The organism is Candidatus Ozemobacteraceae bacterium (assembly GCA_035373905.1).
Lineage (GTDB): Bacteria > Muiribacteriota > Ozemobacteria > Ozemobacterales > Ozemobacteraceae > MWAR01.
Genome location: DAOSOK010000008.1, coordinates 23000 through 49878 on the forward strand (window position 1 = coordinate 23000; position 26879 = coordinate 49878).

22 protein-coding genes are annotated in these 26879 nt (G+C 62.2%); 4 read left to right on the top strand and 18 right to left on the bottom strand.

Going from position 1 to position 26879, the window contains the following annotated elements:
• Nucleotides 1–25: 25 nt before the first annotated feature.
• Nucleotides 26–3073 (bottom strand): hypothetical protein, encoded by a 3048-nt coding sequence (locus PLU72_05455; GenBank protein ID HOT27612.1) that lies wholly within the window; start codon nt 3071–3073, stop codon nt 26–28.
• A gap of 421 nt (nt 3074–3494) precedes the next feature.
• On the opposite strand from PLU72_05455, the gene PLU72_05460 reads away from it, so the two are divergent.
• The gene (locus PLU72_05460; protein HOT27613.1) at nt 3495–5837 is read left to right on the top strand and encodes a sulfite exporter TauE/SafE family protein; all 2343 of its coding nucleotides are present in this window, start codon (nt 3495–3497) and stop codon (nt 5835–5837) included.
• 29 nt (nt 5838–5866) lie between these two features.
• On the opposite strand, the gene PLU72_05465 is transcribed toward PLU72_05460, so the two are convergent.
• The 4 genes from PLU72_05465 to PLU72_05480 form a co-directional block, all read right to left on the bottom strand.
• Nucleotides 5867–8623: a hypothetical protein gene (locus PLU72_05465; protein ID HOT27614.1), complete on the bottom strand. Its 2757-nt coding sequence runs from the start codon at nt 8621–8623 to the stop codon at nt 5867–5869.
• Between the two features lie 3 nt (nt 8624–8626).
• Entirely contained in the window at nt 8627–10174 is a 1548-nt protein-coding gene (locus tag PLU72_05470) for a SpoIIE family protein phosphatase (GenBank protein HOT27615.1), read from the bottom strand.
• 118 nt (nt 10175–10292) lie between these two features.
• Complete coding sequence (locus PLU72_05475; GenBank protein ID HOT27616.1) at nt 10293–10856, bottom strand: hypothetical protein; 564 nt, start codon at nt 10854–10856, stop codon at nt 10293–10295.
• Between the two features lie 224 nt (nt 10857–11080).
• Entirely contained in the window at nt 11081–11233 is a 153-nt protein-coding gene (locus PLU72_05480) for a hypothetical protein (protein ID HOT27617.1), read from the bottom strand.
• Between the two features lie 205 nt (nt 11234–11438).
• Between PLU72_05480 and PLU72_05485 the strand changes: the two genes are divergently transcribed.
• Both PLU72_05485 and PLU72_05490 read left to right on the top strand, forming a co-directional pair.
• The gene (locus tag PLU72_05485) at nt 11439–12167 is read left to right on the top strand and encodes a hypothetical protein (GenBank protein HOT27618.1); all 729 of its coding nucleotides are present in this window, start codon (nt 11439–11441) and stop codon (nt 12165–12167) included.
• A 78-nt stretch (nt 12168–12245) separates the two neighbouring features.
• Nucleotides 12246–12890 (top strand): two-component regulator propeller domain-containing protein, encoded by a 645-nt coding sequence (locus tag PLU72_05490; protein HOT27619.1) that lies wholly within the window; start codon nt 12246–12248, stop codon nt 12888–12890.
• A gap of 63 nt (nt 12891–12953) precedes the next feature.
• On the opposite strand, the gene PLU72_05495 is transcribed toward PLU72_05490, so the two are convergent.
• The 4 genes from PLU72_05495 to PLU72_05510 form a co-directional block, all read right to left on the bottom strand.
• The gene (locus PLU72_05495) at nt 12954–13295 is read right to left on the bottom strand and encodes a hypothetical protein (protein ID HOT27620.1); all 342 of its coding nucleotides are present in this window, start codon (nt 13293–13295) and stop codon (nt 12954–12956) included.
• 103 nt (nt 13296–13398) lie between these two features.
• Nucleotides 13399–14025: a type II secretion system protein gene (locus PLU72_05500; GenBank protein ID HOT27621.1), complete on the bottom strand. Its 627-nt coding sequence runs from the start codon at nt 14023–14025 to the stop codon at nt 13399–13401.
• Nucleotides 14025–14414, bottom strand: a complete 390-nt coding sequence (locus PLU72_05505) for a hypothetical protein (GenBank protein ID HOT27622.1) — start codon at nt 14412–14414, stop codon at nt 14025–14027. The genes PLU72_05500 and PLU72_05505 overlap by 1 nt, the downstream gene beginning before the upstream one ends.
• A 64-nt stretch (nt 14415–14478) precedes the next feature.
• The gene (locus PLU72_05510) at nt 14479–16521 is read right to left on the bottom strand and encodes a hypothetical protein (GenBank protein HOT27623.1); all 2043 of its coding nucleotides are present in this window, start codon (nt 16519–16521) and stop codon (nt 14479–14481) included.
• A 99-nt stretch (nt 16522–16620) separates the two neighbouring features.
• Here PLU72_05510 and PLU72_05515 point away from each other — a divergent pair, with 99 nt between their 5' ends.
• Nucleotides 16621–17712: a hypothetical protein gene (locus tag PLU72_05515; protein HOT27624.1), complete on the top strand. Its 1092-nt coding sequence runs from the start codon at nt 16621–16623 to the stop codon at nt 17710–17712.
• Nucleotides 17713–17723: 11 nt separating this feature from the next.
• On the opposite strand, the gene ccsB is transcribed toward PLU72_05515, so the two are convergent.
• The 9 genes from ccsB to PLU72_05560 all read right to left on the bottom strand — a co-directional run bounded on the left by ccsB (nt 17724) and on the right by PLU72_05560 (nt 26879).
• Nucleotides 17724–18791, bottom strand: a complete 1068-nt coding sequence (gene ccsB, locus PLU72_05520; protein HOT27625.1) for a c-type cytochrome biogenesis protein CcsB — start codon at nt 18789–18791, stop codon at nt 17724–17726.
• Nucleotides 18788–20299: a cytochrome c biogenesis protein ResB gene (locus tag PLU72_05525; GenBank protein ID HOT27626.1), complete on the bottom strand. Its 1512-nt coding sequence runs from the start codon at nt 20297–20299 to the stop codon at nt 18788–18790. The genes ccsB and PLU72_05525 overlap by 4 nt, the downstream gene beginning before the upstream one ends.
• A gap of 19 nt (nt 20300–20318) precedes the next feature.
• Nucleotides 20319–22205 (bottom strand): 1-deoxy-D-xylulose-5-phosphate synthase, encoded by a 1887-nt coding sequence (dxs, locus tag PLU72_05530; protein HOT27627.1) that lies wholly within the window; start codon nt 22203–22205, stop codon nt 20319–20321.
• Nucleotides 22206–22332: 127 nt separating this feature from the next.
• On the bottom strand, nt 22333–22524 hold the full coding sequence (locus PLU72_05535) for a DUF1858 domain-containing protein (GenBank protein ID HOT27628.1): 192 nt from the start codon (nt 22522–22524) through the stop codon (nt 22333–22335).
• Nucleotides 22525–22566: 42 nt separating this feature from the next.
• Nucleotides 22567–24012: a sugar transferase gene (locus PLU72_05540; GenBank protein HOT27629.1), complete on the bottom strand. Its 1446-nt coding sequence runs from the start codon at nt 24010–24012 to the stop codon at nt 22567–22569.
• Nucleotides 24009–24500, bottom strand: a complete 492-nt coding sequence (locus tag PLU72_05545) for a ferritin family protein (GenBank protein HOT27630.1) — start codon at nt 24498–24500, stop codon at nt 24009–24011. Before PLU72_05545 ends, PLU72_05540 begins: the two co-directional genes overlap by 4 nt.
• Before the next feature lie 21 nt (nt 24501–24521).
• Nucleotides 24522–25586: a chemotaxis response regulator protein-glutamate methylesterase gene (locus PLU72_05550; GenBank protein HOT27631.1), complete on the bottom strand. Its 1065-nt coding sequence runs from the start codon at nt 25584–25586 to the stop codon at nt 24522–24524.
• Nucleotides 25576–26457 carry a protein-glutamate O-methyltransferase CheR gene (locus tag PLU72_05555; protein ID HOT27632.1) on the bottom strand — a complete coding sequence of 294 codons (882 nt, stop codon included), beginning with the start codon at nt 26455–26457 and terminating at the stop codon, nt 25576–25578. Before PLU72_05555 ends, PLU72_05550 begins: the two co-directional genes overlap by 11 nt.
• Complete coding sequence (locus PLU72_05560; protein HOT27633.1) at nt 26454–26879, bottom strand: 23S rRNA (pseudouridine(1915)-N(3))-methyltransferase RlmH; 426 nt, start codon at nt 26877–26879, stop codon at nt 26454–26456. The genes PLU72_05555 and PLU72_05560 overlap by 4 nt, the downstream gene beginning before the upstream one ends.

The window sequence follows — 26879 nt, forward strand, 5'->3', positions numbered from 1 at the left end:
GGCATCGTCATCTCTCAGTCCTCGCTCACCGCAGCACGGCCATCTTGCGGCGTTCCGTCCAGGATTCGCCGTTCGCCGACGCCTCGAACTCGACGACGTAGGCGCCGTTCGCGACGGCATCGCCGCGCCGGTTTCGCAGGTCCCAGCGGGCCTGGTAGACTCCGCCGCCAACATGCGTCATCCTCGTTTTCCAGACATCCTCGCCGGCGATGTCGTAGATGCGCGCTTCGATCTGGGCACCCACAGCGGCGCCGCCCCGGAAGGTCATCCGCAGGTAGGCAACCGTGCGGGCCGGGCTCGGATACACGATGGCCTGCGCGAGGCCGAACGCACTCGCCATATTTGCCGTTATATTCGAATGCACTTTATTCCCCAGTCTGTCGGCGACCTCGACGTCGAGATCGTACCGGCCGTCGAGCCGCCCGGCGAGATTCGCGACGATCTTCCCGGAAGCGGCGTCCCACCGGGCAGGAACGCGTTCGTTTCCGATCTTCACGACGATGCTTCCGGCGTCTATCCCCGAACCATTCTCGGTGACGCCGATCGAGACCATGCCGTTTTTGTCGGTTTCGGCTTCGCCGCCGATGACAGGCGCAACTTGGTCGATCGCGGCGAACACGGTCGCCGAGCGGCTCAGAGCGCCGAGAATCTCGTTACCGACCTTGTCCGCGCGGCCCAACCATTGCGGGCCATTGTCGGAGGCAGCGAACAGACCGACCGGCAGGCTTGCCGTCCAGGGGCCGCTCAGAGGCAGGGCCACGCTGACGGGCGCGTCGGTCGTATCGCCGGGCAGAGCGACGTCAAGCATAGGCGTGATGCGCCGCAGACCGGCGTAGGAATGCTGTTCGGTCGAAGCCGCAAGGACCACGTATCCGGCCTTGCGAAGCGATCCGGTCGGGAAGGTGATGCGCCCGTAGGAGGCGGAGAGCGAGCCCTGGCTCTTCGGCGGGTAGTAGACCGCGCTGAACTTCAGGTTGTTGGTGAGGATCGTGCCATTGCTGTTGGTCCCGTAGGCTTCGACGACGCCTTCCCCGGATTCGGTCAGCGCATAGTTCGTGATATATGTGCTGTCGTTGATCGGGGTCATCGTCAGGTATCCCTGCTGGGAATTGAAGGTCATCTGCAGCCGGGGCGTCGAGGCGAACTTGTCGTTCGTGCGCACGACGATGTGCAGGTTGTTCTCGTAGACCGGGTTCGGGAAGACCGCGACCTTCAGGTCGGAGAACGTGGTCGAGTAGACGTAGTTCGCCTTCTCGTAGTTTCCCTTCGTCGTGATCATGGGCAGAAGCACGAGATTCTCGTAGGCGTTGCCGGCGCCGTAATTCTGCACGATGAGGTTGCCGGCCTGCTTCTCGTTGAGATAGATGAACTCGACCGACGGGTCGATGTCCTCGCCGCGTTTGACAACGGCGGCCTTGAACAGGAGCGTGTCGTCACCGTCAAAGCCCAGGTTCAGGTTTCCCGAACTACCGGAGATCTCGATGTAATCGGAGGCCCACGGGTTGACGTTCGCCGAGCGGACGGCGCCGGACGGGCTCAGGATGACCCGTTCCGAGAATTTCACGGGCAGGCTCTGGTTGACGCCGATGTTGTTGGTCGTGTCGTAGTCGTTGTCGGCGTTGTAGCCCCACTTCCCGTCGTTGAGGCTGCTCAAATCGTTCTTGCGGGTCTTGTCAAGGATGTTGGCGATGGCGAAGTCGGCGAACACGTTTTCCATCGTCGTGTTGAAGCCGAGCAGGGCCTTGTTGATCGACTCGATGCCTGTCGCCTTGTCGCGGACGAGATTCTTCATGAAGGTCGAGACATTTGCTCCTCCGTATTTCTCGGCGAGGTAATACATGAAGAGAAAGCTCGCCCCGTAGTTCTTGAACGGACTCGAGCCGAGCCAGACGCTCGTGCGCGGCTCGACGAGGATCGTATCGGGCTCCTTGATGAACTCGTCGACGTTCGTCGTCTGGGACTTGTCATACACATACTGGGCATACTGCGTGAAGCCTTCCTCGATCCATCGTTCCTCTTCCTGGAGCGTGCCATCGACGATTTGGGTGCCCTCGTTGAAGTGGATCATATGAGTGAATTCGTGGGCCGTCGTGCGGTATGCCTGCTTTGGCTCGGTCAGGAAGGTCGGGAATAGATCGATATGCAGGAGTTCCTTCTCGTTGCTGTAGGGAATCTGCGTCCGCGGGAACTGGTTCACGGCCCAGAAGTAGCCGCGGAATGAGCCGACGCCGTCGCGAATGTCATCGAGAAGGATGAAGACCTTGGAATCCTGGTCGACATCAGGCTCGCTGCCGAAATACTCGCGCATTTTCGGATAGATGACGCTGTCGAACTCGTCGGCGAACGCCTTGAGGCTGGCGCGGGCCGAGTTTTTGTCCATCCCGAAGACGAAGCGCGGATCGAGCGTCTTGGCACCGGTCGCAGGGGCGAAATACAGCTTGTCGCTTCCCCAGCCGGCGGTGTCGGGCCAGTACAGGCCCCATGCAGGATCGGGAGCCGGGGTCGTGTCCTCGGTCGAGGAGATGCCTCGCGGAAGGGTCGGGAAGAACATCGGCGGCACGAAGATGTAGCAGTGGCTGCCGATATAGCGAAGCACGGCCTTGGGGTAGTGGCCGTTCCGGTCGAGATCGTAGAATTCGCCCGCCCAGTCGGTGCCGAAGCTGGCGCGGCCGTCGTCTTTCGCTGTGTCGCCGCCGGTGCCGGGCCATTCGCCGCCGTCGTGGAGGAGAGCCGTGAGGCCGAGGCCGTTGACGGTGTAGAAGGGAACCTCAGCGTAGTCGAGATCAGCCGCGGTGAAGTTTCGGCCACCCACGATGCGGCTGATGTTGCCCTTGACGCCTTCGAAGCCGTTCGCGCGCATGCCCTGGATCTGAACGGACAGATCCCGGTTCAGCAGCATGCTCAGACACGCCTCGCCGCCCTTCTTCGCCGCCACGGCCTGCGTCTGCGCAACCGAGCGGATCGAGGGGGCGACGGGCGAGGTCGCCGCGTGCGCCGTCACGGCCGCTGAGAGGAACCCCAGCAGCGCGATCAGAACCGCGCCTCCAGTGAGTTTGCTTTTCATTCGTTTCATATCAGCACCTGATCAGGTTTTGGCCGAAAAAGAGAGAGAACCCCGCTATGTTATCGGCACGCCTCTCCAATTTCGTGAGCCCCTCCCAGGTTTCCCATGAAACGTCCGACCGTTCCTCCTCGTTTCAACCCAGGAAATCAGACAACGAACCCCAGAGATTCAGAGACACAGAGGCTTGGTTTTTCTTGAGAACCATTCCGCAGATGTCGCTGATGAAGCAGACAACGCAGAATAAATTCTGAAGTCCGACAGCCGTCACCCTGCCGAGCAAAGCAGATTAACGAAGTTAAGATGTTCCGGTTTTCAAACTTCAATCTTCAAACTTCGAACTTCATGCCCGTACCCTTGTGGCCCCCGGGGAGCGGTTGGTATAATCAGTAAAATTGGCGTTTTGAACCCTGATTGGCCGGAGGTTTTCGATATGGAACGCATGTCGCGGTATCGCCCATTCTTCCTGGTGGTGCTGGCTCTGCTGCTGGCTCTGCCCGTCTTTGCCGGCGGGGCGTTCGAGCTGACCACGGCGGGCGTGCGCTACGTCGTCCGGGACGACTCCGGCCAGATCGTCCAGACGGTGAAGCCCGAATACGACACCACTTCAGGGAAATACTATGTCCGCGACGGGGCGAACCGCGTCATCGCGCAGAATCTCTCGTCGGAAGCGGCGATGTCGCAGATCAAGATCGTGGCGCCGGTCGAAGGCAATACGCACAGCGTCAAGACCCGCGATTTCCTGGGAAACACCGTTCCCGTCCTTCGCGAGCTTTCCGCCAGCGACGGCCGGTATCAGCAGCTGAAATCCTACATCGAGAGCGATCCGGGACTCCGGAACATCGTCGCGATGCAGGTCGAGGCGCGCAACACGAAGATCGAGCGGCTCCAGCAGGAAGTGAACGCGGGCGTCCGCGACCCGAAGCTGGCCGAGTGGCTGGTCAGCGACCTGAAGAAGCCGGTGTATCTCGAAGTGGGCGATTCCGGCTCGATCTATCACGACTCGAAGGGCTTCGTCCTCGCCGAAACCGATACGAACGGCCAGGTCGCCTACCGCGACAACAGCAACGCGAACCGGCTCGTCATCCCGGGCGACAGTGAAGCGTTCCAGGGCGGCATGAACGACTCGTCGGCGGCCTCGGTCATCGCGCACGAAGTCGGCCACATGATCATGGACCAGACCTACGAGACGCCGAACTACCCCAGGACGCGCTACGCCGGCGCCCACACGAAGAACTCGGTCACCGACGAGGGGTTCGCCTACTCCGAGGGCTGGGCCGAGGCGATCGAGACGCTGGCGAACAAGGACCGCCTCGGCAACTCGAGCTCCTGGCGCGTGCAGAGCCAGAAGAACATCGCGGAAAACAACTACGTTTTCAAGAACCAGGGCGTGGTCAGCGGGGCGAACGACGGCATCCTCAAGACCGGCAGCGAGCAGCTTTCGACCGAAGGCGTCAACGCGTCGCTGTTCTACAAGATGCTCACCGACAACCGCATCCAGGCGCCGTATCAGAAAGTGCTCGACGTGTTCGAGTCATCCAAGCCGCAGACCTACCGCGACTTTCTCCAGTCGTATATCCAGAAATACCCGGAAGACCGCAGCTACGTCATCAAGCAGTTCCTCGAAAACACGAAATACACGACGGTCGATCCGACCGCCACCAGCCGCTACAAGGCACTTTTCGACGCCGAACAGGCCTGGAAGAACTCCCCGAACGACGCCGCGCTCGAAGCGGCCTACAGGCAGCAGCAGGCTTCGTACAACCAGTGGAAGGAACAGGCCTACCAGCAGACGGTCGTCGACGGGAAAATCGACCGGGCGATCGACGGCGGCACGGCGTATGCCTATTCCGACGATACGTCGAAGCAGTTCCGGCAGCTCAAGCTCAGCGAAACCCTCCTGAGAGGCAAGAAAGCGCTCGGCGTCGGTCTGGAACGGGCCGCCGACTCGATCAAGCAGTCGTTCAGCGTAAAGAACGTCGCGATCACGGCGGGAACGTCGATCGCGGTCAACCTGGTCAGCCAGATCGCCTCGGGGGAAAAGCCGAGCCTCAAGCAGGCCCTGTCGGCCGTCGCCTCGATGCAGTTCGTCGGCAACGTCGTCGGCAGCTCGATGGGCGCGGCGGCGGGCCATGTCATCGCGCCGCTGATCCAGACGTTCGTCCCGATCCCGGTCGTGGGGGCCATCGCCGGCTCCCTGCTTCCGACCCTGACCTCGATCGCGGGCGGCCAGTTCGGCGGCAACCTCGGCGCCGGCATGAGTTTCAAGGAAGCCCTCAAGAACCTCGATCCCGTCGCGATCGCCGGCCAGGCCGTCGGCTCGACCGTCGGCTCGATGCTCGGCGCGATGATCCCGATCCCGGTCATCGGGCCGATGATCGGCGGCATGCTGGGCGGGTTCCTCGGTGAGAAGCTGTTCACCGGTATCGCGAAGCTGTTCGGCCGCGACAAGAAATCGAAGAAGACCACCGCGGCAACGACCGCCCCCGTCCCCCAGATGATGCTTCAGGACACCGAATCCGAGCCGGTCGTGAAAACGGCCCCGAAAGCGCGCGAATCGTACGACCCGGTTCGGCTCGACGCCTCGATCGACTGCATTCCCTACGCGAACATGCACAAGAACCTGCGCGTCGTGAAAGACGAGTATGAGGCGGCATACCAGAAATACGTCCAGGCCGCCACGTCGGGCAACCAGGCGCAGGCCCAGGCCATGCTCAATGCCTTCGTCCAGCAGCGCGAGCGGTACCGCCGGGCCCTGGGCGCCTACACCAAGTGATCTGACCGCCTGCCGGCGGCAGGGAGACGTTACCGGAGAATCGCGATACGACCGGTTGCAGAAAGCCGGTCGTTCCCGTGCTCGATCCGCACCCGGAACAGGTAGACGCCATTCGCGACGGCGGTTCCTGCGGCGTTTCGGCCGTCCCAGCACGCCGTCAGGGTGCGGTTTCCCGCGGAGGAAAGCGGGAGGATGGCGACGACGTGCCCCGATACGTCGCGGATCACGGCTTCGCCTTCGAGCGTGGGATCGTCGGCCCCGTCTCCGGCGAGCATCACGGCGATCGTCACGGGGCCGCGCGCCGGATTCGGCCAGGCGACGGCCTGCACGATCTTCAGCGGTCCCGCGAGGTTTGCGGCAAGCGCTGTCCGAACGACATTTCCGGCATGATCGGACGCCTCGAGCGAGATCGTCTGACGCCCCCCGCCCACGCGCGCCAGGTCGGCCCGCACGAGGCCGGTCGCGGCATCGTATTCATGCGGCACGGCCGCACCGGCCGACTCGACCCGTATCGATCCGGCATCGATGCCGGAACCGTCATCGGAAATTCTGGCCTGGAGGGAAGGCCGCCCGGGCGTCTCGTCGACATGCGCGTCATGGATGCGGGGAGGCACCGCATCCGCCGTCAGCAGATACCGGCCGGCGCTTCGCAGGTCGCTGAAGAACCCTTTCCCGTTGCGCCTGACGCGGATCCAGCGTTCCGACGAACCGTCGGCGGCCCAGAGGCCGATCCGGCCATCGTCACCGTCCCATCCCGCGGGAATATCGATCGAGAGCCGCGCCTCCGAAATGCCGGCTTCGGGGAAAACGACGAGATAGGGTCTCGAAAGAACATTCAGGCCGCCCGGCAGATCGGGAACGGCCGACTCGAACAGGGAAGCGCCGAGACCGTCCGCCCGCGCGGTGACCGTCAGGGCGGCCCCGCGCAAGGAAAGGCTGGAGGCCGCTCCGGAGCGGGTGATCGCGTTGAAGAACGAGAAGCTGCTGTTGTTGCCGCCCGGAAGAGTCGCCATCACCTGGCCTTCGCCGATGCCCGGAACGGTGTAGTTTCCGACGAAAACGGTCCTCGACGCGGGGTCGGTGGGGCTCATCACCAGCGAATTTTCGAGGTTGCTGAACTTCACCGTCACCGTCGGGGTCGCGAGGGGAGCCCCGTCGCGCGAGGCGACGACGACGATGAATTCGCCTGGGAAGGCGGGGTGCGGAATGGGATACAGCATGACCCGGGCCGGCGACAGGCTGAATCGGTATCCGACTGGCTCCGAACCGGTCAGGGCAGATGCGGTTGCGATCGCGCTGACCAGGACGTAGCGGGGATTCGCGTCGAAGTCGAGTTCGATCTCCGCGGCACCCGAGGCGTCGGGCGTCAGGCTCGTCCAGCGTTCGTATCCGGGCTCGGCCGGGGTGACGAGGAGGGGCGTCACGCCCGGGGCATCGCCTTTGAACCGCAGCGTCACGCGCCCGGAGCCGGTGAGTATGTCGTAATGAGCCGAATTGGGCCTGACGCGGCCTTCGCCGCCGACGAACGAGTCGCCGCCGGGCACGTATCGATGCAGCGTCCCCGGAATCGGCAGGCCGCGCGCCTCGTCACCAAGACGGCGGTGCTTGTCGACGTAGCCCCAGAAGCCGTTCTGCAGATCGACCCGGTCGAGGTGATTCGCGATCAGCCAGTGGCGGACGACGTCTTCGAACGTCATCGACGCGTTCCGCCGATCGAGCGCCGCGCTGATTCCGGCGGCACCGGTTTTTCCGCTGTCGACGATCGAGCGGATGAAACCGCGCGCCTCGTCCGGAATCCTGCCGAACTTTTCCTGGAGATAGTAGACGAACAGGAAGGAAGCCCCGTAGTGCCTGTACAGCGTCGCGTCGTCGAACCATTCCCTCTCGGCGTTCATCGTCAGGACGATGTCGGGGTTCTCGAGAAAACTGGAAAGGTGGGGATCGGGAGGAAGACCGTTCCCGCCGGCATCCATCGTCGCCGTATAGGCGTATTCGGCGAAACAGGAAAGCCCCTCTTCGAGCCATCGTTCTTCGGGAGGAGCACCCTGGGCGAGATGGCGCGCGAAGTTGATCATGTGCTGACACTCGTGGGCGAGCGTTCTATAGAACATATTATTCTTGTCGTCCGGCCGCCCCGGCGCGCCCGGATTGATGTCCAGGTGAAGCACGGGCTTGAGATTTCCCACCGGGAAGGCGGCCGGGTCGAGGTCCCGCGAATCGAAATACCCGGCGATGAAACCGTTCGACATCCCGTCGCGGATATCGCACAGGTTGATGATGACCCTGGTATCCGCAAGCCCCAGTCCCGGAGACAGTACGAGGTCTCCGAACCAGGCCGCCAGCAGCGGATGGATGACATCGTCATACGTGTCGCGGATCTCGGCCACGAGCCGCTCAGAAGCGCTTCCGAGCAGGGCTGCGGAGTCCTTCGCCACATAGACGTGACAATATTTTCCGCTGGCGACGAGGGTCGCGGAGCGGGATTCATACCGCCCGAGATTGAAATCGAAGACCAGGAACTCCTCCGCGCGTGCCGCGCCGCGTTTTCCCGCCCTCAGCGAAGCCGAACGGGCGAGCATTGTTGCGCCCATCGCCGGGTCGGCGGACATCCGGTACAGGAGGTCGGCTTCGGCCGCGGGCCGCGCGGATCTGACCCTGAAGGTTCCATCGCGAACGGCGGTCCCCGGCGGGCGGCCGGCCGCCCAGGCGACGTGTTGCAGGAGCAGCAGCAGGACGAACAGTACCGGCGCGACGCGACGGCTTCGGATTCCGGTGAACGGCATCACCTGTCAGCCCTCGTAGGTGAGCATCGCGGCGGAAATGTCGTCGTGCGACTCCGCGGTGGAAGCGTCGATCATTTTCTCGATCTCGGCGATGATCTCGGCGGGCGGCCGCGGAAGCCGTTCGAGCAGCCAGGCCTGCAACATTTCGTATCCGTCTTCGGCCCCCCGCTCCTGCTCGAAGAAATCGGTGAGGCCGTCGGTATAGAGGAACACCGCATCGCCGGGCGCCAGTTCGACCGTCCTGGTGGTAAAGGCGCTTTCCCGGAAGATGCCGATGAGGGTCCCGGTCGATTCGAGCGGTTCCAGCTTGCCCGTCGATGCCCGCCACAGCAGAGGAAAATCATGGCCGGCATTCGCGTAGACGAAGCGATTCGTGGCTTTGCTGACGAACCCGACGAACGCGCTCGAGTGCAGCCTCGACTCGGCCCCAAGGAAATCCTTGAGCGACACGTTCACCTCGCTGAGCAGGCAGGCGGGATCCGCGCAGCCCGCGACTTTTTCTCTGAACAGGCAGTTGACGACCGCCATGACGAGAGCCGCCGGAATGCCCTTCCCGCAGACGTCGCCGATCAGCATTCCGAACAACTTGTCGGGGCACGAGACGTCGCAGGACGGACGATTGCAGGCGCCGCGACCGCGGCCGCACGTTTCGAGGTAGGTGAAGAAATCGCCCCCGATCACCCTTGCGGACCGGAGACAGACGGCCGGAACGAGCCCCGGCCAGTTTGGGGGGGTGCGCGGCAACACGCCGTCCTGGACCAGTTTGGCGAGCTGGACTTCGCGCTTGTATCGTTCGTTCTGGGCCGTCACGAGGGTGGCCCTCCGGCTCAACTCCTCGTTCAGCGAGTGGTTCTGGAACGTGATGCCGACCTGGTCGGCGAGCACCTGCAGCTGCAGCAGGTCGTCGTCGGTGATGGGCTCTTTCTCGACGTGACGGTCGACCAGCAGCATCCCCCAGCATTTTCCGCCCCGGGCGATGGGCGCGAGCGCGACGGCATCGGTACGAAGCAGGTCCAGCCATCGGGCCATGTCGGGATCGGTCCAGGGGGAGCGGGATATAATACACGCCTCGGTATGTTTCAACAGTTTCCAGATCAGCGAGCCTTCGGATTTCGGAATCACCATGGCCGCGCGCCGCTCCTCGTCGAGATCGATCGCCTGTACGGCGCGCAGGGTCTGCGCCTGCTCGTCCTCGAGGAAGATGACGGCCCGGTCGAAGCCAACGATGCGCTGAACCGATTCGAGGATGTGGTCGAACGGCCGCTCGGTGTCGAGCTCGCGGATATCGTCGAGCGTCTGGGAGAGGTGCTGGAACTCGCGCAGGAAGCGTATTTCCCGTCTGTATTGCAGCCAGGAGCGCACCGTCAGCGCCATGGCGACGACGAGATAGAGGATGGCCCCGGCCCACAAGGCGGAGTTCTGGGGGCGGGCGAGGAGGATTCCCAGGGCGACGGCCCAGCCGAGCCCGAACAGAACGGTGCGGGTCACCTCGGATTCGCGGGGCATGCCCAGAAAGGAGAAGCCTGCCGATCGCATCCCGGCTCGGGGCGTCATGCGGGCCCCCTTCCGGTTTCACGGTAACGTGCCGGAAGCGGAAAACCAGCCTGGGCCGGCCGAACACGGCGGCACCCCTGCCGAAACGACGGCAGGCACCTGTCGTCGGGTTCCCCGCTCACTGTTCCGGCGTTCCGGAGTCGCCCCCCCACTCGGCCAGTCGGAGAACGAGTTTTTTCGGCGTCGGGGCGTCGATGACGAACCGACGATCTTTTTCGAGGAAGTTTTTCAGTCTCTGGCGGATCTTGAACATGAGATCCTTCGTGAAGACGTTCTTGAGTTCGAAACTCGCCACGAGCGGGGCAGAAAAGTGCTTCCAGAGCTCCGAGAGGGTCTGGGGCTTCCCGCGGCGTTTCATATCGACGTAGATACGCTCGACCATCGCCTCGAATAACTCGGCACCGTTGAACGCATAGAAAAAGGCGACAGGGGGGAGAAAACCGAACTGGGTGACGACGTTGCGCGCCTTTCCCACCAGTCTCTCACCTTCTCCCTGGAGGGTGGCGATTTCGGAGCGCATGATGCGCATCAGCATCAGATCGATATCCTTGCGGTTCAAGGTATCGATCAGCGCCTTGTCGGACGGGAAGAACTTCTGCAGGATGGGTACGATCGTCTGCATCGTTTCGGCGCTGAGAAACTGGATATTACGCTGATATGTCTCGGGGTTCTTCCGCTTCATGTCCCCGAGGATCTTCTCAAATTGCAGGATGAACTCGAATTTCGTATCGAATGACATAAGATTTCGATGTTATCCGGAGAAAATAAATTTTTATTTATCGTAGCCGAGTTATCGGCAGAATGCAACAAGAACGATCGCGATTTTTGCGTTTCTTGTGAAAAAAAGAGAACCGCCTTTTCAAGAATACCCGAAAAGGCGGCTGCGTCAACTGGAGTACGACACGATCAACGGTGCGGCAGTTCTTCGAGGTCTTCGAGCGGCGAGATCCCTCCGTTCGCGTTCACGAGCGGAAAGCGATCTTGCAGGAACCGGATGAAACCCAGCAATGAAAGCGAATAGGCGCGAATCATCGGGGACAGTACGGATTTTCGTTTCACGCCGTCATTTCTCCTTTCACAAGGTGGTTGGCCCCCCGGTCTTCCCCCTCATCGGCACGAGTCGGAAATCCTTTAACGTTCTTTGAAGCGGTGCGATGCCGGAACGTGGGATTTGATCGTAAGACCAATCTGCGGACGTGCGCCGATCCAGAGAACATGCGGGCGGTGTTGGCGAAATGGAGCGGCGGAAGGTATACTGCGCAACATGCCAGCAGAGCGTTTCGAACACAACTCCCTTCCTGCCCGGCCGACAACGGCGCGGCATCGCCTCGTCGTCATCGTGATCGTTCTCGCCGGGTTTCTGGTCGGAGCGCACCGTGTCTCGGCCCTGGAATGCGGATCCTGCGGGGCGAAGGGGCTGTCCGCGCTCACCATGTTCTGCCCGAAATGCAGGCAGTCGCTTCACACGCCTCAGATCCAGCGATCCGTGCGGGCGACGGCCGTTCTGTCGATCGACCTCGTCTACACGGGAGACCGCCCCGATCGGTTGCCCGAGTATGGGAAACTCTTCATCAACGGCGTCTACAAAGGGAATATCCCCCTCATCGAGCGCGAAGCGCGGCAACGGGAGATCGACCTCGGTTACAATCGCGGGCTGGGTCACGATTACACGGCGAAGTATCACGCAGACCTGCGCGATCTCGACGTGGGGGTCGTCCGGGTCGAGGTCGAGATGAAATTCAAGCGGCTGTTCGGCTTCGCGCGCAGTTTCCGCAGAGTCTGCTTCCCGTACGTTGCGCTCAAATCGGGAGAAAAAACGACGCTGACGCACTCGTTCAGCCGCGGAAGCAGTTTCCAGATCAAGGCCAACGCCTCCGCCCCCGCGCCGCTGCAGCTTCTGCCGGGTCTTCCCGGTCTTCCAGCTCTGAACGAGCTCATGAAGGTGTCCCCCGGAACGGGTACCATGGGGATCGAGGTGCCCTTCTTCGAATAGCGCTCAGGTTTCCCCTGCATCAGGCCGATGAGAGTATGGGACTCTCAGAGAATCAGATGTGAACGGGAGACATTCAAAATGGCTGCAAACAAGCGTTGTATGCTGATCTTTGTCGTTCTCGGCCTGCTCGGCCTGTTTTTCTTCCCCGATACGGGGTACGCCGCAACGAACTGGATGAAGTATTTCCGCAAGGACACCCTGCTGAACACATACATGCGGGCGTATGCGGTCCAGGGCGATCGTCTGTGGGTCGGCACCTGGGGCGACGGCATCGTGGTCTACGACGGGGCCGGAACGAAGAATTTCAACTCGAAAAACACTCGTTCCGCGCCGGGGCTGAACGACGGCCTCCTCTCCGACTGCGTCACGACGCTCACCGTCGACGATCGGGCCGGGAGGGTCTGGATTGGAACGAACGAAGGCCTCGCCTCATGCAACCTCGAATGCGGGGACTGGAAGCGGTATACCTCGAAAGACGGGCTTCCCAACGACGTCATCCGCGACGTCGCCGTCGACGGCAAGGGCGTGGTCTGGGTCGGCACCCCTTCGGGCGTCGCCAGTTTCGACGGTGAAAGCTGGAAGAAGCACGACAGCACGTCCGGCCTTCACGAAGACAGTATCCACTCGATGACCGTCACCGGCGACACCGTCTGGGTCGCCACGGTCGGCGGCAGCGTCTGCCGGTTCAAGGACGGAGAGTGGAAGGTGTTCATGCACAACTGACGCAGCCTGAGAAAAAACCGCCCCGGAGCTCATTGGGCTCCGGGGCGGTTTCTATATTGCTACTTATTTATCTGGGCTGTCGGTGGCGGAGGTCGCTTCGGTCGTGCCTACCTTGGCTGAAGTGCTGGACGCGGTCGTGGTCGTCGCAGGCGTCGTTGCCGGCGTTGTGGTCGTCGTTGTCGCCGTTCCGGTACTCACCGCGGCCGTTCCGCTTGCGGTCGAGGCGCTCTGCGACCTGAGGGTGCTGCTGAAGGAACTGAGAGCGCCGCCGACCTTGGTGAAAATATCGCCGACCTTGCCGATGAAATCGGCGATCTGGCTCATGTCGCAACCAGTCAGGGTGATCGAAACGATCAGGGCGAGGGTGATGAACAGAGATCCCCGGAACAGATTCCGCAGTTTCATGAAGCATCCTCCTTGAATGTAATTTTTGGATATTCCACTATACCATAACGCGCAAGGAAGGGCATCCGTTACATCTTCTGCGGCCCTCACCCGCCGAAACGCCTCACGGCGGAGAGATATCGACAAGGGAACGCCGGTTGGAAATGAGGTTTGGATTCCGTTCCAGCCGGGAAAGGAACTCGGACCGGACGGCCATTCTGAGCCTGGTGCGAGCCTTCTGTCGCCCGGGATGTTCCGGCGAACACTCGATTTCGACATCGAATGCATCGAGACCGAACATCTTCTTCCGCTCCAGGGAAAAAGAGGTCACATTCGCGGCCAGAAGCCGGCTCGTTCGCGGCTCGGCGGCAGCGAGCTGCGGATGGCGGATCTCCTGGCGGACAATCGTGCGTTTTCCCGGCTCATACACGTATCGCACCCAGTTCGCATAATTTTCTCCGCCCGGTGGCCTGGAACCGAGATCCATGATCGGGAAGACGGGAAACTGCCATTCGGTCGTCTGCGTCGAGTCGATTTTCGAGTATCCGTAGGAGTCGTTGAAGCAGAATGACTTGATGTCGCGCTGGACCTGTTCGATGACGATCCGCGCCGATGCGAGCGTGTCGAGCCGCTCGAGTCCCTGATAGGCTGATTTTCTCGACACGACCATGAAATCGACGATCGGGATGAGCAACAGAACGCCGACGATCGTCACGATCATCATCTCGATCAGCGTGAAAGCGCGACGCATCAGTAATCCGCCCCCACGACGCGCTCGAGGACGATTCCTTGGCGCCGGAGAAACCCGAATTCGCGCGCCTGGACGGTGACCCGGACGAGCACGAGCCTGTTTCCCGGATCGGGCAGCAGGTCGACCTTGCGCTCGAAATGCGCGTAGTCCTCAGGATACGTCACCTTGGCGCCGTCGTCGTATTTCACGTCTTCAAGAGATTTGAAGGAGCCGATTCCGAGGCGGTTCGCGATCTCGCTTCCGGGCGTTTCGACGGCCTCGAGGAGTCGTTCGTATCCGAGCCCAGCGGTCCATTCGATCGCCTCGCACGCGATCGTATACGCGATCGTTTCGCGGTAGGAATCGGCCGTTCCGCGCGTCGACGACGAAAACGCAGAGTATAGGAACACGACGCATACCATAAGAAATATAATGGCAACGACAATTTCAAGAAAGGAAAAGCCGCCGCAGGCGTCATTCCGCCGCATTGTTGTATACCATCCGCATCGCGCGCAGCCGTCCGCCAAGCGTCACCTCGAACCTGGTCTCGCCGGAAAGCGCCGAGCTGTCGTATTCGATGCGATTCGTCTCGTTGCGCGCCATGGTATCGATGTTGATGCGGTCGACCACCAGGTTGCCGAGCACGTCGGCGCGGCGTCCCGAAAAATCCACGCCGCTGCGCGTCGCCATCGGGCTCGCAGGATCATATCGGAAGTTGAGCGCGATCAGCGAGGCCTCGATACGCCCCTGTTCGACCGCGTTGGCCCTGATGACGCCGTCGTAGGTATACAGAACGCAGGGGCCGGCGTCGGCCGCGTTTTTCCTGAACTCCCCTTCGACGACGATGTTTCCGTAGGAAAGGAGAACCCCCGTTCCTTCGTATTTCAGCCCCTTTTTGATGACGAGCCCGCCGTCCTTATCCTCGATCATGAAGACGCCGTTCAGCCTGAGAACGTTTCTTCTCTCGTCGTAGAAGGGGCTCGCATACAGACTGTCGCTCGTCGCGAACCGCTGGGAACGAGTCAGAAAGGACACATAGGGCAGGAAATCGACGAAATCGACCGGCCCGGTGCGGCCTTCGAACGGCGGGCTGGGATCCTTTCCCGGCGAGTTGCGCTCTTCGTACGCGGGTTTCCGCTTGAGCGGATACATGCCGTTCGGCATCGACATCAGGAGGGTCTTGTTCAGCTCCTGATAGCGCTGGACAAGATTGTACACCTCAGGGGCTTTTTCATCGGTCGCCATGGTCTGCATCTGGGCGATTTCCTCGGGGGTGAAGTACTTCAGATCGATTTCGCCCTGTTCCGCGCACATCTGGCGAATTTTTTCGCGCACCTCGGCGTTGTCGCAGATCTCCGTGAGATCGAGCTTGAACGTGGCGGTCTGCCAGAACCGCTGACGGACGTTCCCCTCGATGCGGTCGCACATGGCGATGTCGCCATTCTGTTCACCCAGCAACCCGAGAGCTTCATCCTTGTTGCCGTCTCGGGTGTTCGCGTTCTTGTTGAAAAAATGATTGAACAGTTCGACGATCCTGGTCCAGAGGATCTGGAGAACGTTCCCTTTCCCGGGGAGAGGCTTGTATTCGACCGATATCGTCACCTTGATGCGCTCGGGATGCACATCAAGCTTCCCTTCCGCCGCTTGTTTCATCTCATCGACGATCTTATCGATCTCGGCGGTGAATTTGGGCATCAACCCCGATTGTTTCACTTCATCCCAGGGAATCGTCAGCGGGGGCGGGTTGTCGGGAATCAGATCCTTCATCCGCTCGTCGATGTTCAGGTAAACGAACTTTTCGGCACGGGCCGCGTCCGACGGCCGCGCGCAGCCGAGGAATATCTTTCCACGCCGCCCGGGGTCGGCATGGGTGATCAGCAGGGTCCGGTCGTTGTTGTTCATGCACTTGCCGTTGAACTGGTCGAACTCGCCGAGAGAGTCGCGCACGAAAAGCACGTAATCGTTCGCAGCCGTCGACGTGTAGCCTCTTCCCGCGCGTTCGGCCGGGGCGCTCCGCATGCAGAGTCGCTTGAGATCGAACTCCTCGACGAAGACGGACGACCGGCTCTGGGCGCCGGATCGGAGGGTGACCGTGACGCTCAGCGCAAGCGTCGCCTGGTATTCCCCCTGAAAGGCGCTGCGCTTCGATCTTCCGCCGAAATTTTCGATGAGCGCGTCATCGACGTCTCGAAGCTGGGCCAGGGCATCGATCGTACAGTTTCCGCCGACGAGGCGATCGATCAGAGCCGCCGTGGCCGGGAGTTCCTGGAGCGTGATGGGAAGGCGGGTATCAGGCTTTCCCGGATCGGCGAGCATCGCCCGAAGCGCCGGGTTCGTGCGCAAACGCGACTGGAACCCGGCCCGCCACTCGTCGATGACGCTCTGGGCAATCAGACGGGCGATGTCGTCGCGGTAAAACACCTGGAAGATGTTCTTCGACTGGACGGCCGAGCGCATGAACGCGATGCCCAGCGTCATCATCAACGACACCAGCACGATCACGAGGGGAAGGATCATTCCCCGTTTCCGCACGCTCCGCTTCACTCTCCCCTCCGTTCCCGCACCTTTCATTCTAGAAGGGACCAACGGTATCGTCAACAATCACCGCGGGAGGCGATGACCGGCTTTGACAATCCCCATGTCTTCTGGTACGCTCCCCGCATGTCAAGTCCGCTTCACATCGAGATTCCAGATACATCCCTCCGTCCCGCGCCGTCTCCGGACGCCGGCGGGGGCGCGCGGCACGCGCATCGCGGGGCTTACGAGCATCTGTGGGCAGAACACCGGTATTCGATCGTCGGCCTTTCGATCAAACACTCAAGGACAGCGGCGGGAAAACTCGGAAGAACGCCGCATCTGTTGTCGTTTCTCGGGTTTCTCGCAAGGCACCGGAACGAGCGGCGCCGCGGGCTGAACCATGCCCTGCTGAGCGTCTACGACCATCTCCAGCCGCACCTGGAGCGATCGGAACGGGAAATACTCGTAGAGGCGGTTCTTTCCGGCAATTCGGACATCGACCGAATGCTGTATGACCTGGTCAGATCGACGCAGAAAACCGGCCTGTATGGTTGCAGGCTGTTTTTTCCGCCGCGCGCGCCGAACAAATTCTGGGATTACGGAGAACAGCCGGGCCTGCAGGTTCTGCTCGGGCCGCGCATGGTCCACGTTCCGTTCGCCGTCGTCAGGAAGCGCCTCGAAAGTCTTTCGGGCATTCGCGGCGCCGGCCTTCACGAGCGACTCGCGGCCCTGAGGACCGGCGTTTCCCGCGACGAATACGACACCTGGCCGGAGCTGTTCCGGATGGCTCTGGAAGACCATCTCATGGTCGCCGTGCTGCCGACGGCGGCCCGGCTTCATCCGCGGGTCGAGCTGCCGCTTCCCGAAGCCGTCGTCGAGGACGTCGAGCCGATGCATGCGGCCCTGCTCGCCCTGGAACGCCTCTGGGATGCCGACCCGGACATGCTCCCCCATCTGCCGTCCGTGGAAGACTGGCGTGCGGCGATGGCCCCCGATCGTCTCCCCTGGGCCCGTCCGATCGACCCGGCAAGTATAGATATAGCTATAGGAATGGTCAGCGAGGAGTTCGCGGATCAGCTCGACCTCGAATGCGGGCGGAAAGCGGGAAGCGAGACCGCCCCGGAAGACATGCCGCCGGAAACTCCGGAGAACGGAGAAAGCGGCGAAGGGGATACTCCCGAGTTCGTCTGACCTGAGGTTCCCTACATGCTCGCGTAGGAGTGCAGTCCGGACAGGAGCAGGTTCACGCCGAACAGGGTGAACAGCGTCACGAGGAAGCCCGTGATCGACAGAAAGGCCGTCCAGGTTCCGCGCCAGCCGCGTGTCAGACGGACGTGCAGGTAGAGCGAGTAGACCAGGAAGGTAATGAGGGCCCAAGTTTCCTTGGGGTCCCAGCCCCAGTAGCGACCCCACGCCTTGTTGGCCCATACCATGCCGAAGATGATCGCACCGACGGTGAACAGGGGGTAGCCGAGGGCGATCGCGCGGTAGGTCAGATCGTCGAGCGTCGCGGCGGACGGCAGCCAGCGTTCGGCCGTGCGGCCGACGACCCCGCGGTAGAGATACGCCATGAAGATCAGGATGCCGAGGAAAAACAGGACGGGAAGCACGACCCACAGCACCAGCGTGCGGCCCTCCTCGCCCGGCGACCCTTTTTCGATGTATCTCCGGGCGAGCCCCGCCATGACGGCAAGGAACGCGGTCGGCAGGCCCGCGACGACGAGGGCGCACACGGTCTTTTCGCCGCCCTCTGCCGGCGGCGGCTCGTCGGACGCGGCGCGGCCGGTGCGGCCTTCGATCAGGCGGCGGAGGCAGAACAGGTAACTGAGCACGAAGGCGAGGGCAAAACAAGCCTCACCCAGGAACGCCACGGCGACGTGAAGATACAGCCAGTAGGACTGGAGTGCCGGCACGAGGGGCCGCGCGTCGCGCGCGAAGACCGAGGCGACGCCGATCATCAGGACGGCCAGCACCGCCGATCCCGCTTCGGCCAAGGCGATCGGGGTCTTGCGGGTGAAGACGACCGAAACCCACGCCAGAAACGTGGAGAGGGTCACCAGCGACTCGTACATATTGGACAGGGGCGGGTGACCGGCCGATGTCCAGCGCAGTCCCAGGGCCGCCGTGGCGATGGCGGCGGCGGCGATCGAGGCGGCGCGGGCTTTCGAATACCAGGCGCCGCGGTTGAGGGTGGCCGCGGCCGCGTGGCCGATGAACGCGATCATGTACAGGCACATGGCCATCGTGAAACAGCCGGTTTCGAGATTCAAGCCCGTTCCTCCGGTGTTCGGTCTTCGGCCACCGTCGGCGGCGGCGCGGATGTTGCCCTGATGTCCTCCAGAAGTCTCTTCAGCATGACCGGAGGCCGATTGCCGGCCACGGCGAGCCAGGTCGAGCCGTCTGCACGGCGCAGCAGCCATGTTTCATAGTATCCGATGTAAAACGTCAGGCACAGCCCGAGCGTCATCAGCAGGCAACCCGCCCAGACGACCGGCACGCCGGGGTCGTAGGCAACCCGGAGGCCGCTTTCGTAAACCGGGTCGGCGGAGAGAACCTCGAACCGGTACGGGAGGGTGTTCGCATGGCCGGAGAGTTCCGCCATTTCGGGAACGAAGGCCCAGCCGCGCCCGGCGGCCTTGCCGTCGGGGCCGTAGGCGACGATATGGCCGGCCGGGTTGCGCAGCTCGTCCGACACGCTGACGACACGCTCGCCCATGATCCGGAAGTCGGGCAGAAACTCGATCAGAGCAAAGGAGTTGTCGCTCCAGTCAGGTTTGAACGGCTTTCCGACCTCGAGCGTGAGGGTCGCAACCATCGCGTCGGGACCGGTCGCTCCCGGTCGCATCGCCGCCAGCACGACCTTCCGGTATTTTTTCTTCCAGTCGGCCTGGTAGAACGTGTATTCGCCCCAGGAGAAAGGCTGGTTCACCCGCACGACCCCGCTCGCCGGCTCATGCCCGGCTCCCGAAACGGCGATTCGGGAGTTCCAGCTTTTGACGCTCGGGGGTTCTTCCGGCGTCGTTTCGTGGTACTCGACCCAGAGTTGCTCGAACTTCACCCGGCAGGCCGGGTTCAGCATTCCCGACTGGAATGCGGCGGCGCCGGCCTCGACATCGCGCCTGATCGTCTCGAGTTGCGGATCGTGAGGATTCCGCATCTGGATGGCGCGGGCCTGCCGGCTCATCCGATCGGCCGCCGCCGCGGCGCGGAGGACCGCAACGGGAGGCACGGCCGCCGTCTCGCCTTCCATGCCGAAGATCGCCATTTCGGCGCCGGATATCGCGCCCCACATGCCGCCCGCAAGGATCGCCACGAACCCGACGTGAATGAGCAGCCCGCCGACGAGCGAGGCCCTTCCGCGGACGCGCAACTGGAGTGTCGTTCCGTCCTCGAAATGTTTCTGTTCCCAGCCGGTGGTATCTGGAAGCGGCTTTTCCGGCGGCCATGCCGCGCCGGCCTGCATCGACGCGATCTCGGCCGGCTGGGCCAGCGCCAGGCGCCTGAACAGTTTCGCCCGGGTGAGCTTGAGCCGCGTGACCGTGCAGACGATCGACGATGCCGCGAGCAACCCCAGGAGCAGGTTGAACAGCCAGCCTCGATACAAATCGTCGAACCCGAGGTCGAGCATGATCTGGCCGATGCGGGGATAGGCGATGAGATACTCGGCGGCCTCGCGGCCCTGGGGGACGAGCGTTCCCGCCATCGACATCAGGCTCAGGAGGCCGATGAGAACGATGGCGGTGCGAAGAGAGGCTAGGAATCGAAACAACGGCCGCATCAGGCCAACTCTTTCATGATCAGGAAACCGCCTTCAGGGCGCGTTTCGCCGGCATCCATTCCTGGATGCGCCGGCTGATCCCCGCGGCGTCGAGGCCCAGCATGGCCCGGAGCTCCACCTGCTTGCCCTGCGGAACGAAGCCGTCGGCGATGCCGATCCGCAGGATGCGCGGCGCATAGCCGAGATCGGTCGCCGTTTCCATGACCGCGCTTCCGAATCCGCCCTCGAGGACCCCTTCCTCGACCGTCACGATCGGAATCCGCCGGCTCAGATGGGTCTCGAGCAGGTCGCGGTCCAGGGGCTTCACGAACCGCGCGTTGATGACGGCCGCGTCGATGCCGGCCCGGGCTAGCGTTTCCGCGGCTTCGAGAGCGGGATGGACCGTGTTTCCGATGGCCCAGATCGCGAGATCCGCTCCCTCGCGGCACTGCTCTGCCCTGCCGAGGGAGATCGGCTCCTGCGGGACTTCTGCCTTTTCCCCGATCCCGGATCCGCGCGGATACCGGATGCTCGTCGGCCCTTCAATGGTCGCGGCGAACCGCAGCATCGCGGGAAGTTCGATTTCATCCTTGGGCGCCATGACGACCATGTTCGGGATGGGCCGGAGAAGGGGAATGTCGAAAACACCGTGATGCGTCGGGCCGTCTTCGCCGACCAGGCCCGCGCGGTCGAGGCAGAACATGACCGGCAGGCGCATCAGGGCGACGTCGTGGATGACCTGATCGACGGCGCGCTGCAGAAACGTCGAGTAGACAGCGAAGATCGGCCGTCTGCCGCCGCGGGCAAGTCCCGCCGCGAACGTCACGGCGTGTTCTTCGGCGATGCCGACGTCGAAAAATCGCTCGGGAAAATCGTGAGCGAAGCCGGCAAGGCCCGTTCCCTCTTTCATCGCGGCGGTGATGGCCACTACCCGCTCGTCTTCGCAGGCCATCTCGATGACGGTCTGGCCGAAAACGCCGGTGTAGGAGGCGGGGGATTTGACCTTTTTCACTTCGCCGGTCGAGATTTCGAACGGCCCGATCCCGTGGAAGAGCGGCGGCTGGTCCACCGCAGGCTTGTATCCGCGCCCCTTTTCGGTGAGCACGTGGACGAGAACCGGGCCGCCGCGGTCCCGCGCAAACGTGAGCGTCCGCTCGAGCAGCTCGAAGTTGTACCCGTCGATCGGGCCCATGTATTTGAACCCGAATTCTTCGAACAGCATGCCCGGCGTGAGCAGATACTTGAGACTGCCCTCGATTCTCGAGAGCATGTTGAAAATACGGGCCCCGATGCCGGGAATCTGCTTCACGATATGGGCCATGTAATCCTTCGGCGTCGTGAAATACGGCTCCATACGGAGAGAATGCAGATACCGCGACAGCGCGCCGACGTTCGGCGAGATCGACATGCCGTTGTCGTTGAGAACGACGACCAAGTCGGGATGCAGGTGGCCGGCGTGGTTGAGCGCCTCGAACGCCATTCCGCTCATCGCGCCGTCGCCGATGACCGCGACGACCTTGTGCCGTTGCGCGTTCTGATCGCGGGCGACGGCCATTCCCAGCGCGGCCGAAATCGAGGTCGAGCTGTGCCCGGTGTCGAATGCGTCGTGCTCGCTTTCGGTGATCTTGGGAAAGCCGCTCAGGCCGCCGAGCGTGCGCAACGTCGGGAACTGCTGAATCCGACCGGTCACCATTTTGTGGATGTATGTCTGGTGGCCGACATCGAAGACGATTTTATCCTGGGGAGAATGAAATACCCGGTGCAGCGCCAGGGTGAGCTCGACGATGCCGAGATTGCTGGCCAAGTGGCCGCCGTTGCGGGCGACGACCTGGATGATCCGCTCCCGGATCTGGCCGCTCAGCCGTTGCAACTGGGCGTGGGACAACCCTCTCAGGTCTTCCGGGGAACGGATCTGGTCGAGATCCATGTCTGCCTCCGCGCCGACGATGACGTGTATGCCCTCCATGAGGGCGAAGCGTGAGTATACCACAGACACTCCGGCCGGAGCAAAGCGCCGAAGGCCGATCGGGGCGGTGACGGAATGCGGCGGACCCTTACGCGTTCAGGGCTGCGATCAACTTGTCGATCTCAATCCCGTGCGCTTCGGCGGCCTGGGCGAGGCTTTCTCCCGAAGCGATCGAGCAGCCGAGACAGTGCATGCCGAAGCCCATGAGGATATTCCCCGCCTCCGGTTTTTTTTTGAGAATATCGCCAATGAGCATATCCGACGTTATTTTATCCGACATTGTTCTTCTCCCGTGTCGTGATGTTGGCCGTTTCGTTTCTTCTCAGAGATCATTCGGGGGCGTCGACATGCGATCCAGGTCGTGGTGCTTATCCTCGAGAGCCTTCGATTGTCCGGGAACGAAGAGAAGGACCCAGACGGTCTGGAACACAATCTTGACGTCGAGAATGATACTATATTGATCGATATAATAATAATCGTACCCAACCTTGTCGGTCAGGCGCAGGTAGTAGCGGGAGTTGACGGCCGCCAGTCCCGTGACGCCGGGCCGCACCGAAAGCCGTCGGCCCTGGAACTCCAGGTGCTGATTGACGAAGAAGGGCCGCTCGGGGCGTGGGCCCACAACCGACATGTCGCCGGTGAGAACCAGGAAGAACTGGGGCAGTTCGTCGAGCCCCACGCGCCGGATGAAGCGGCCGAGCCGCGTCACGCGGGGGTCGTTCTCGGTCGAGATCTGAGGCCCCGTTCCCGCCTCGGCGCCGGTCCGCATGGACCGGAACTTGATGACGTCGTATTCCCTGCCGTATCTCCCAACCCGCTTCTGCCTGTAGAATACGGGGCCCGGCGAGTCGAGCCGCATCAGAACGGCCGTCAGGAGCATGAGCGGCGAAGAGACGACGATGGCGAAGATGCTGAAGCAGATATCGAAAGTCCGTTTCACCAAGCGTTGAGCGTCGGTGAGCGGAAGGGCCGACACGGTGATCAGCGGCAAATCCTCGAGGCTCGACAGGCCGGTCATGCCGGCGGCCGTCGTCGGGTCGCAGGCGATCCGGACGAGGAACTGGTGGGGTTCGACCTTGCGGTGATAAAAGATTTCGGCCCAGAACGCGTCGAGGCGGATATGCGGGTTCGTCACGAGAACCTCGTGGGCATGCCGAAAAATGACTTCGGACGCCAGTTCCCGAACCTCTTCCGGCTTGAAGACCCCCAGGAGGTGGTAACGCACGCCGCCGCGACGGTGAAAGTGCCGGATGATCCGCTTTCCCTCGGTTTCTTCTCCGATGATGACGACCCGCTTCAGGAGAGGATACGGCTTGAACCATCTCAGGAGGAAGATACGCGCGAAGAAGAGCACGAGAATGCCGATGATCGTCGAGAGGAGGATGATCGGACGCGGGAACGTATACGCGAGCGTCGCCATGGGGCGGTACAGGGAAATCAGCAGGTTGAACGCCACGAACGTCGAGAGAAGGGTCGCGCCGACGTGGGAAAAGATGTCCGATGCCGCCGTCAGCGCCCTGATGCGAAAGACGTCGAACATGAGGCCGAAACAGGCGAACAGCGTGAACAGGTACCAGCGCACGTCGAAATACGCATTGATATAGATCATCCGGCCAGCAATCTCGTGCAGCCAGTATTTGAACACCCCGCGGAATATCGCGTTCAGAAGAAACGCGTCGAGCAGGAGTAGCCCGATGCCGAACAGCCACTCCCCGCCGTGGGAGAGACGGAACACGAACCGTCGCAGCGAACGCCGGTCCTGGCTCACGAGGGCTCGTCTCCGAGCATGACGCAGATGTGCGCCAGATGGCTTTTCTCGGCCCTGATCAGCGCCGCGACGCCCGTTCGCGCAGGCATCGAGGGCGGGAGCAGGTCGTAGATCTCGTGCAGCAGGAGAATGGCATCCTTCTCGTATTCGACGGCCTGCAGCAGGGCCTGGTTTTCGCTGACGGGCGGCTGCCGGTGGTCTCCCGCCGCGATGTGAAGAGCGCACCCGCGTCGCAGGGCGTCGAGATACGCCATCATCTCGGGAGAGGCATAGCCGTCGGGGATCTCGAAGGGCATGGCGAGGGCCTCGCCGACGATCCGCCGAAACTCGCTCTCGTGCTCGCCTTCTTCGCGCGCCAGGCGCTCGAACAATTCCCTGGAGCGCGGCGTGAACGCGTCCCGGCTCATCCGCTCGTAAAATTCGCGACCGCGCTTCTCGATCCGGTCCGCCAGCTCGAACAGATCCCCGGGACGGAAAACAGTCACCATGTCAGGCGCTCCATCGGCTCTTCAGCGCTTCAGCGCCAGCTCGATCTCGTTCGCCATGTCGGGCAGGGCCAGAACCCGCGTCACGGCCCCCTGCTCGAGCGCCGCCCTCGGCATCCCGTAGACGACCGACGTCGCGCGGTCCTGGCCGATCGTCAATCCGCCAACCAGTTTCAGATTCTTGAGCCCGCGCACGCCGTCCTCGCCCATCCCCGTGAGGATGATGCCGAGCGCTTTTCTGCCGAAATTCTCGGCGGCCGAAAAGAAGGTCACGTCGATGCACGGCGCATACCGTTCCTTCTCGGCTTCGTTCGGAGTGATGACGAACTGATAACGTCCGTCAGGATGGCGGCGGAACCGCGTCTGCGCATCGCCCGGACAGACATAGGCAACCGAACGCTGCAGGATTTCGCCGTTGACCGCCTCCTTGACGCGAATGTTGCACAGCATGTTCAGCCGCTGGGCGAACGCTCCCGTGAAGGTCCCGGGCATGTGCTGGGCAATGACGACAGGCGCGGGCAGGTTCGGCGAGATTCCAGCCAGGACCTGTTGAAGCGCAGGCGGCCCGCCGGTCGACGAACCGATCACGACGACCCAGTCGATGCGCGTATCGTTCTCGATCGCGACCGCCGGGCGTTTGGGCTGCACCTCGACGGCGGTGAACCGCGGCTGGCGCGGCTGACTGTCCGCCGCCGCCCTGATTTTCGCCAGGAGGTTTTGCTTCAGGACAAGAATATTCGACGTTATCCCCGATCCGGGCTTGCCTACGTAATCGAACGCTCCCAGGTCGAGGGCGTCGAACGTGACTTTCGCTCCGTCCTGCGTCATCGAGCTGACCATCAGCACCGGAACCGGGCAAATCCGCATGATCTCCCGGAGCGCATGCAGGCCGTCCATGATCGGCATCTCGATATCCATCGTCACGACGTCCGGCCGCAGGCGCTGAGCTTTCTCGATCGCCTCCTGACCGTTCGACGCGGACCCGATGACCTCCATCTGGGAGTCTTCCCTGATCATGCGCTCGATCGCGGTACGCATGAACGCCGAATCGTCGACGATCAGCACCTTGATTTTCCTGTCAGCGGTCATGTCGCCGTTCCTGCTCCCCCGCGGAGATTTTCCTGTAACCGTATGCCCCGTTGCAATGTGTCAGCTCGAACACCCCGGGCATCGGCGGCAGACTCTCGGTCTCCCCGAGAAACAGCATGCCGCCGGCGTTCAGAAGCCCGTGGAACGTGCGCACCAGCACCTGCCGGAACTCTTCGTCGAAATAGATCAGCACGTTCCGGCACATGATGATATCCGAGCCGGCATGGCATTTCAACTCGCCAAGATCTTTCAGATTCCGCACATGGAAGTTCACCAGCCTCCGGATGCCTTCTCCGACGCGAAATACAGCGTCCTCCTCGAGGCCTGCCGGAAGAGGCAATTCGAATTCGTCCCGTATCTCGCCGGTCTGGCGTCTGAACGACCGGGCGCCGTATTCCCCGGCACAGGCATGGTCGAGAAGGCGCCTGTTGATGTCCGTCGCCGTGATCTCGATCTGCATCTTTCCGTCTCTCCGGCGTACCCAGTCCGCGATATAGGCAAGCGAATATGCCTCTTCCCCGGTCGCACACGCCGCGCTCCAGATGCGCACGGCGTCGATGCCGTGCCGTTTTTTTTCCGCCAGCAGCGCCGGCAGGAACGTATGGGCGAGATATCGAAACTGGCCGGGATTGCGAAAGAAAAAACTTTCTCCGATCGTTATGCGGGACATCAGATCGTCTCTCAGATGATTCCCGATCGCGCTGGTCAAAAGGGCCAGATACTCGTCCATCGATGCCAGGCCGAGTTCACGGATATGCCGGCAGATTTTCTCATCCAGCCCGCTCGGGGAAATCCTGGACAGAAGAATACCGGCGTAATCCCGGATGAAATCGGAAAGAGCGGCCCTGTGTTGCGGCGTGATACGGATCATGCCTTGTGATACGGCTCGCCCGCGAGAATGCTCAATCCGCGATACAACTGTTCGGCCAGCACGAGCAGGGCCAGCTGATGATTCAGCGTGAAGGAGGAGAGCGCCAGCTTTTCATGGGCCGCCGCCTTGATATCGGCCGCCAGTCCTGCCGACGGGCCAAGGCAGATCACCAGCTTGTTCAGACCGGATCTCAGGGTTGCGGAAATCCACCCGGCGAACGTCATCGAATCGTACACCTTCCCATGTTCATCCAGCGCCACGACCCTCTCCGCGTCCTCGATGCGACGCCGCATTTCGGCCTCGTCGCGGCAATGGATGACGCTGACCCCGAGCCTGCCCCGGCATCTTCCGAGGTATTCGTCGACGAGTTCGCGGTATGGCTTGTCCGTGTATTTGCCGACCATCAGGATTTCTACGCGCAC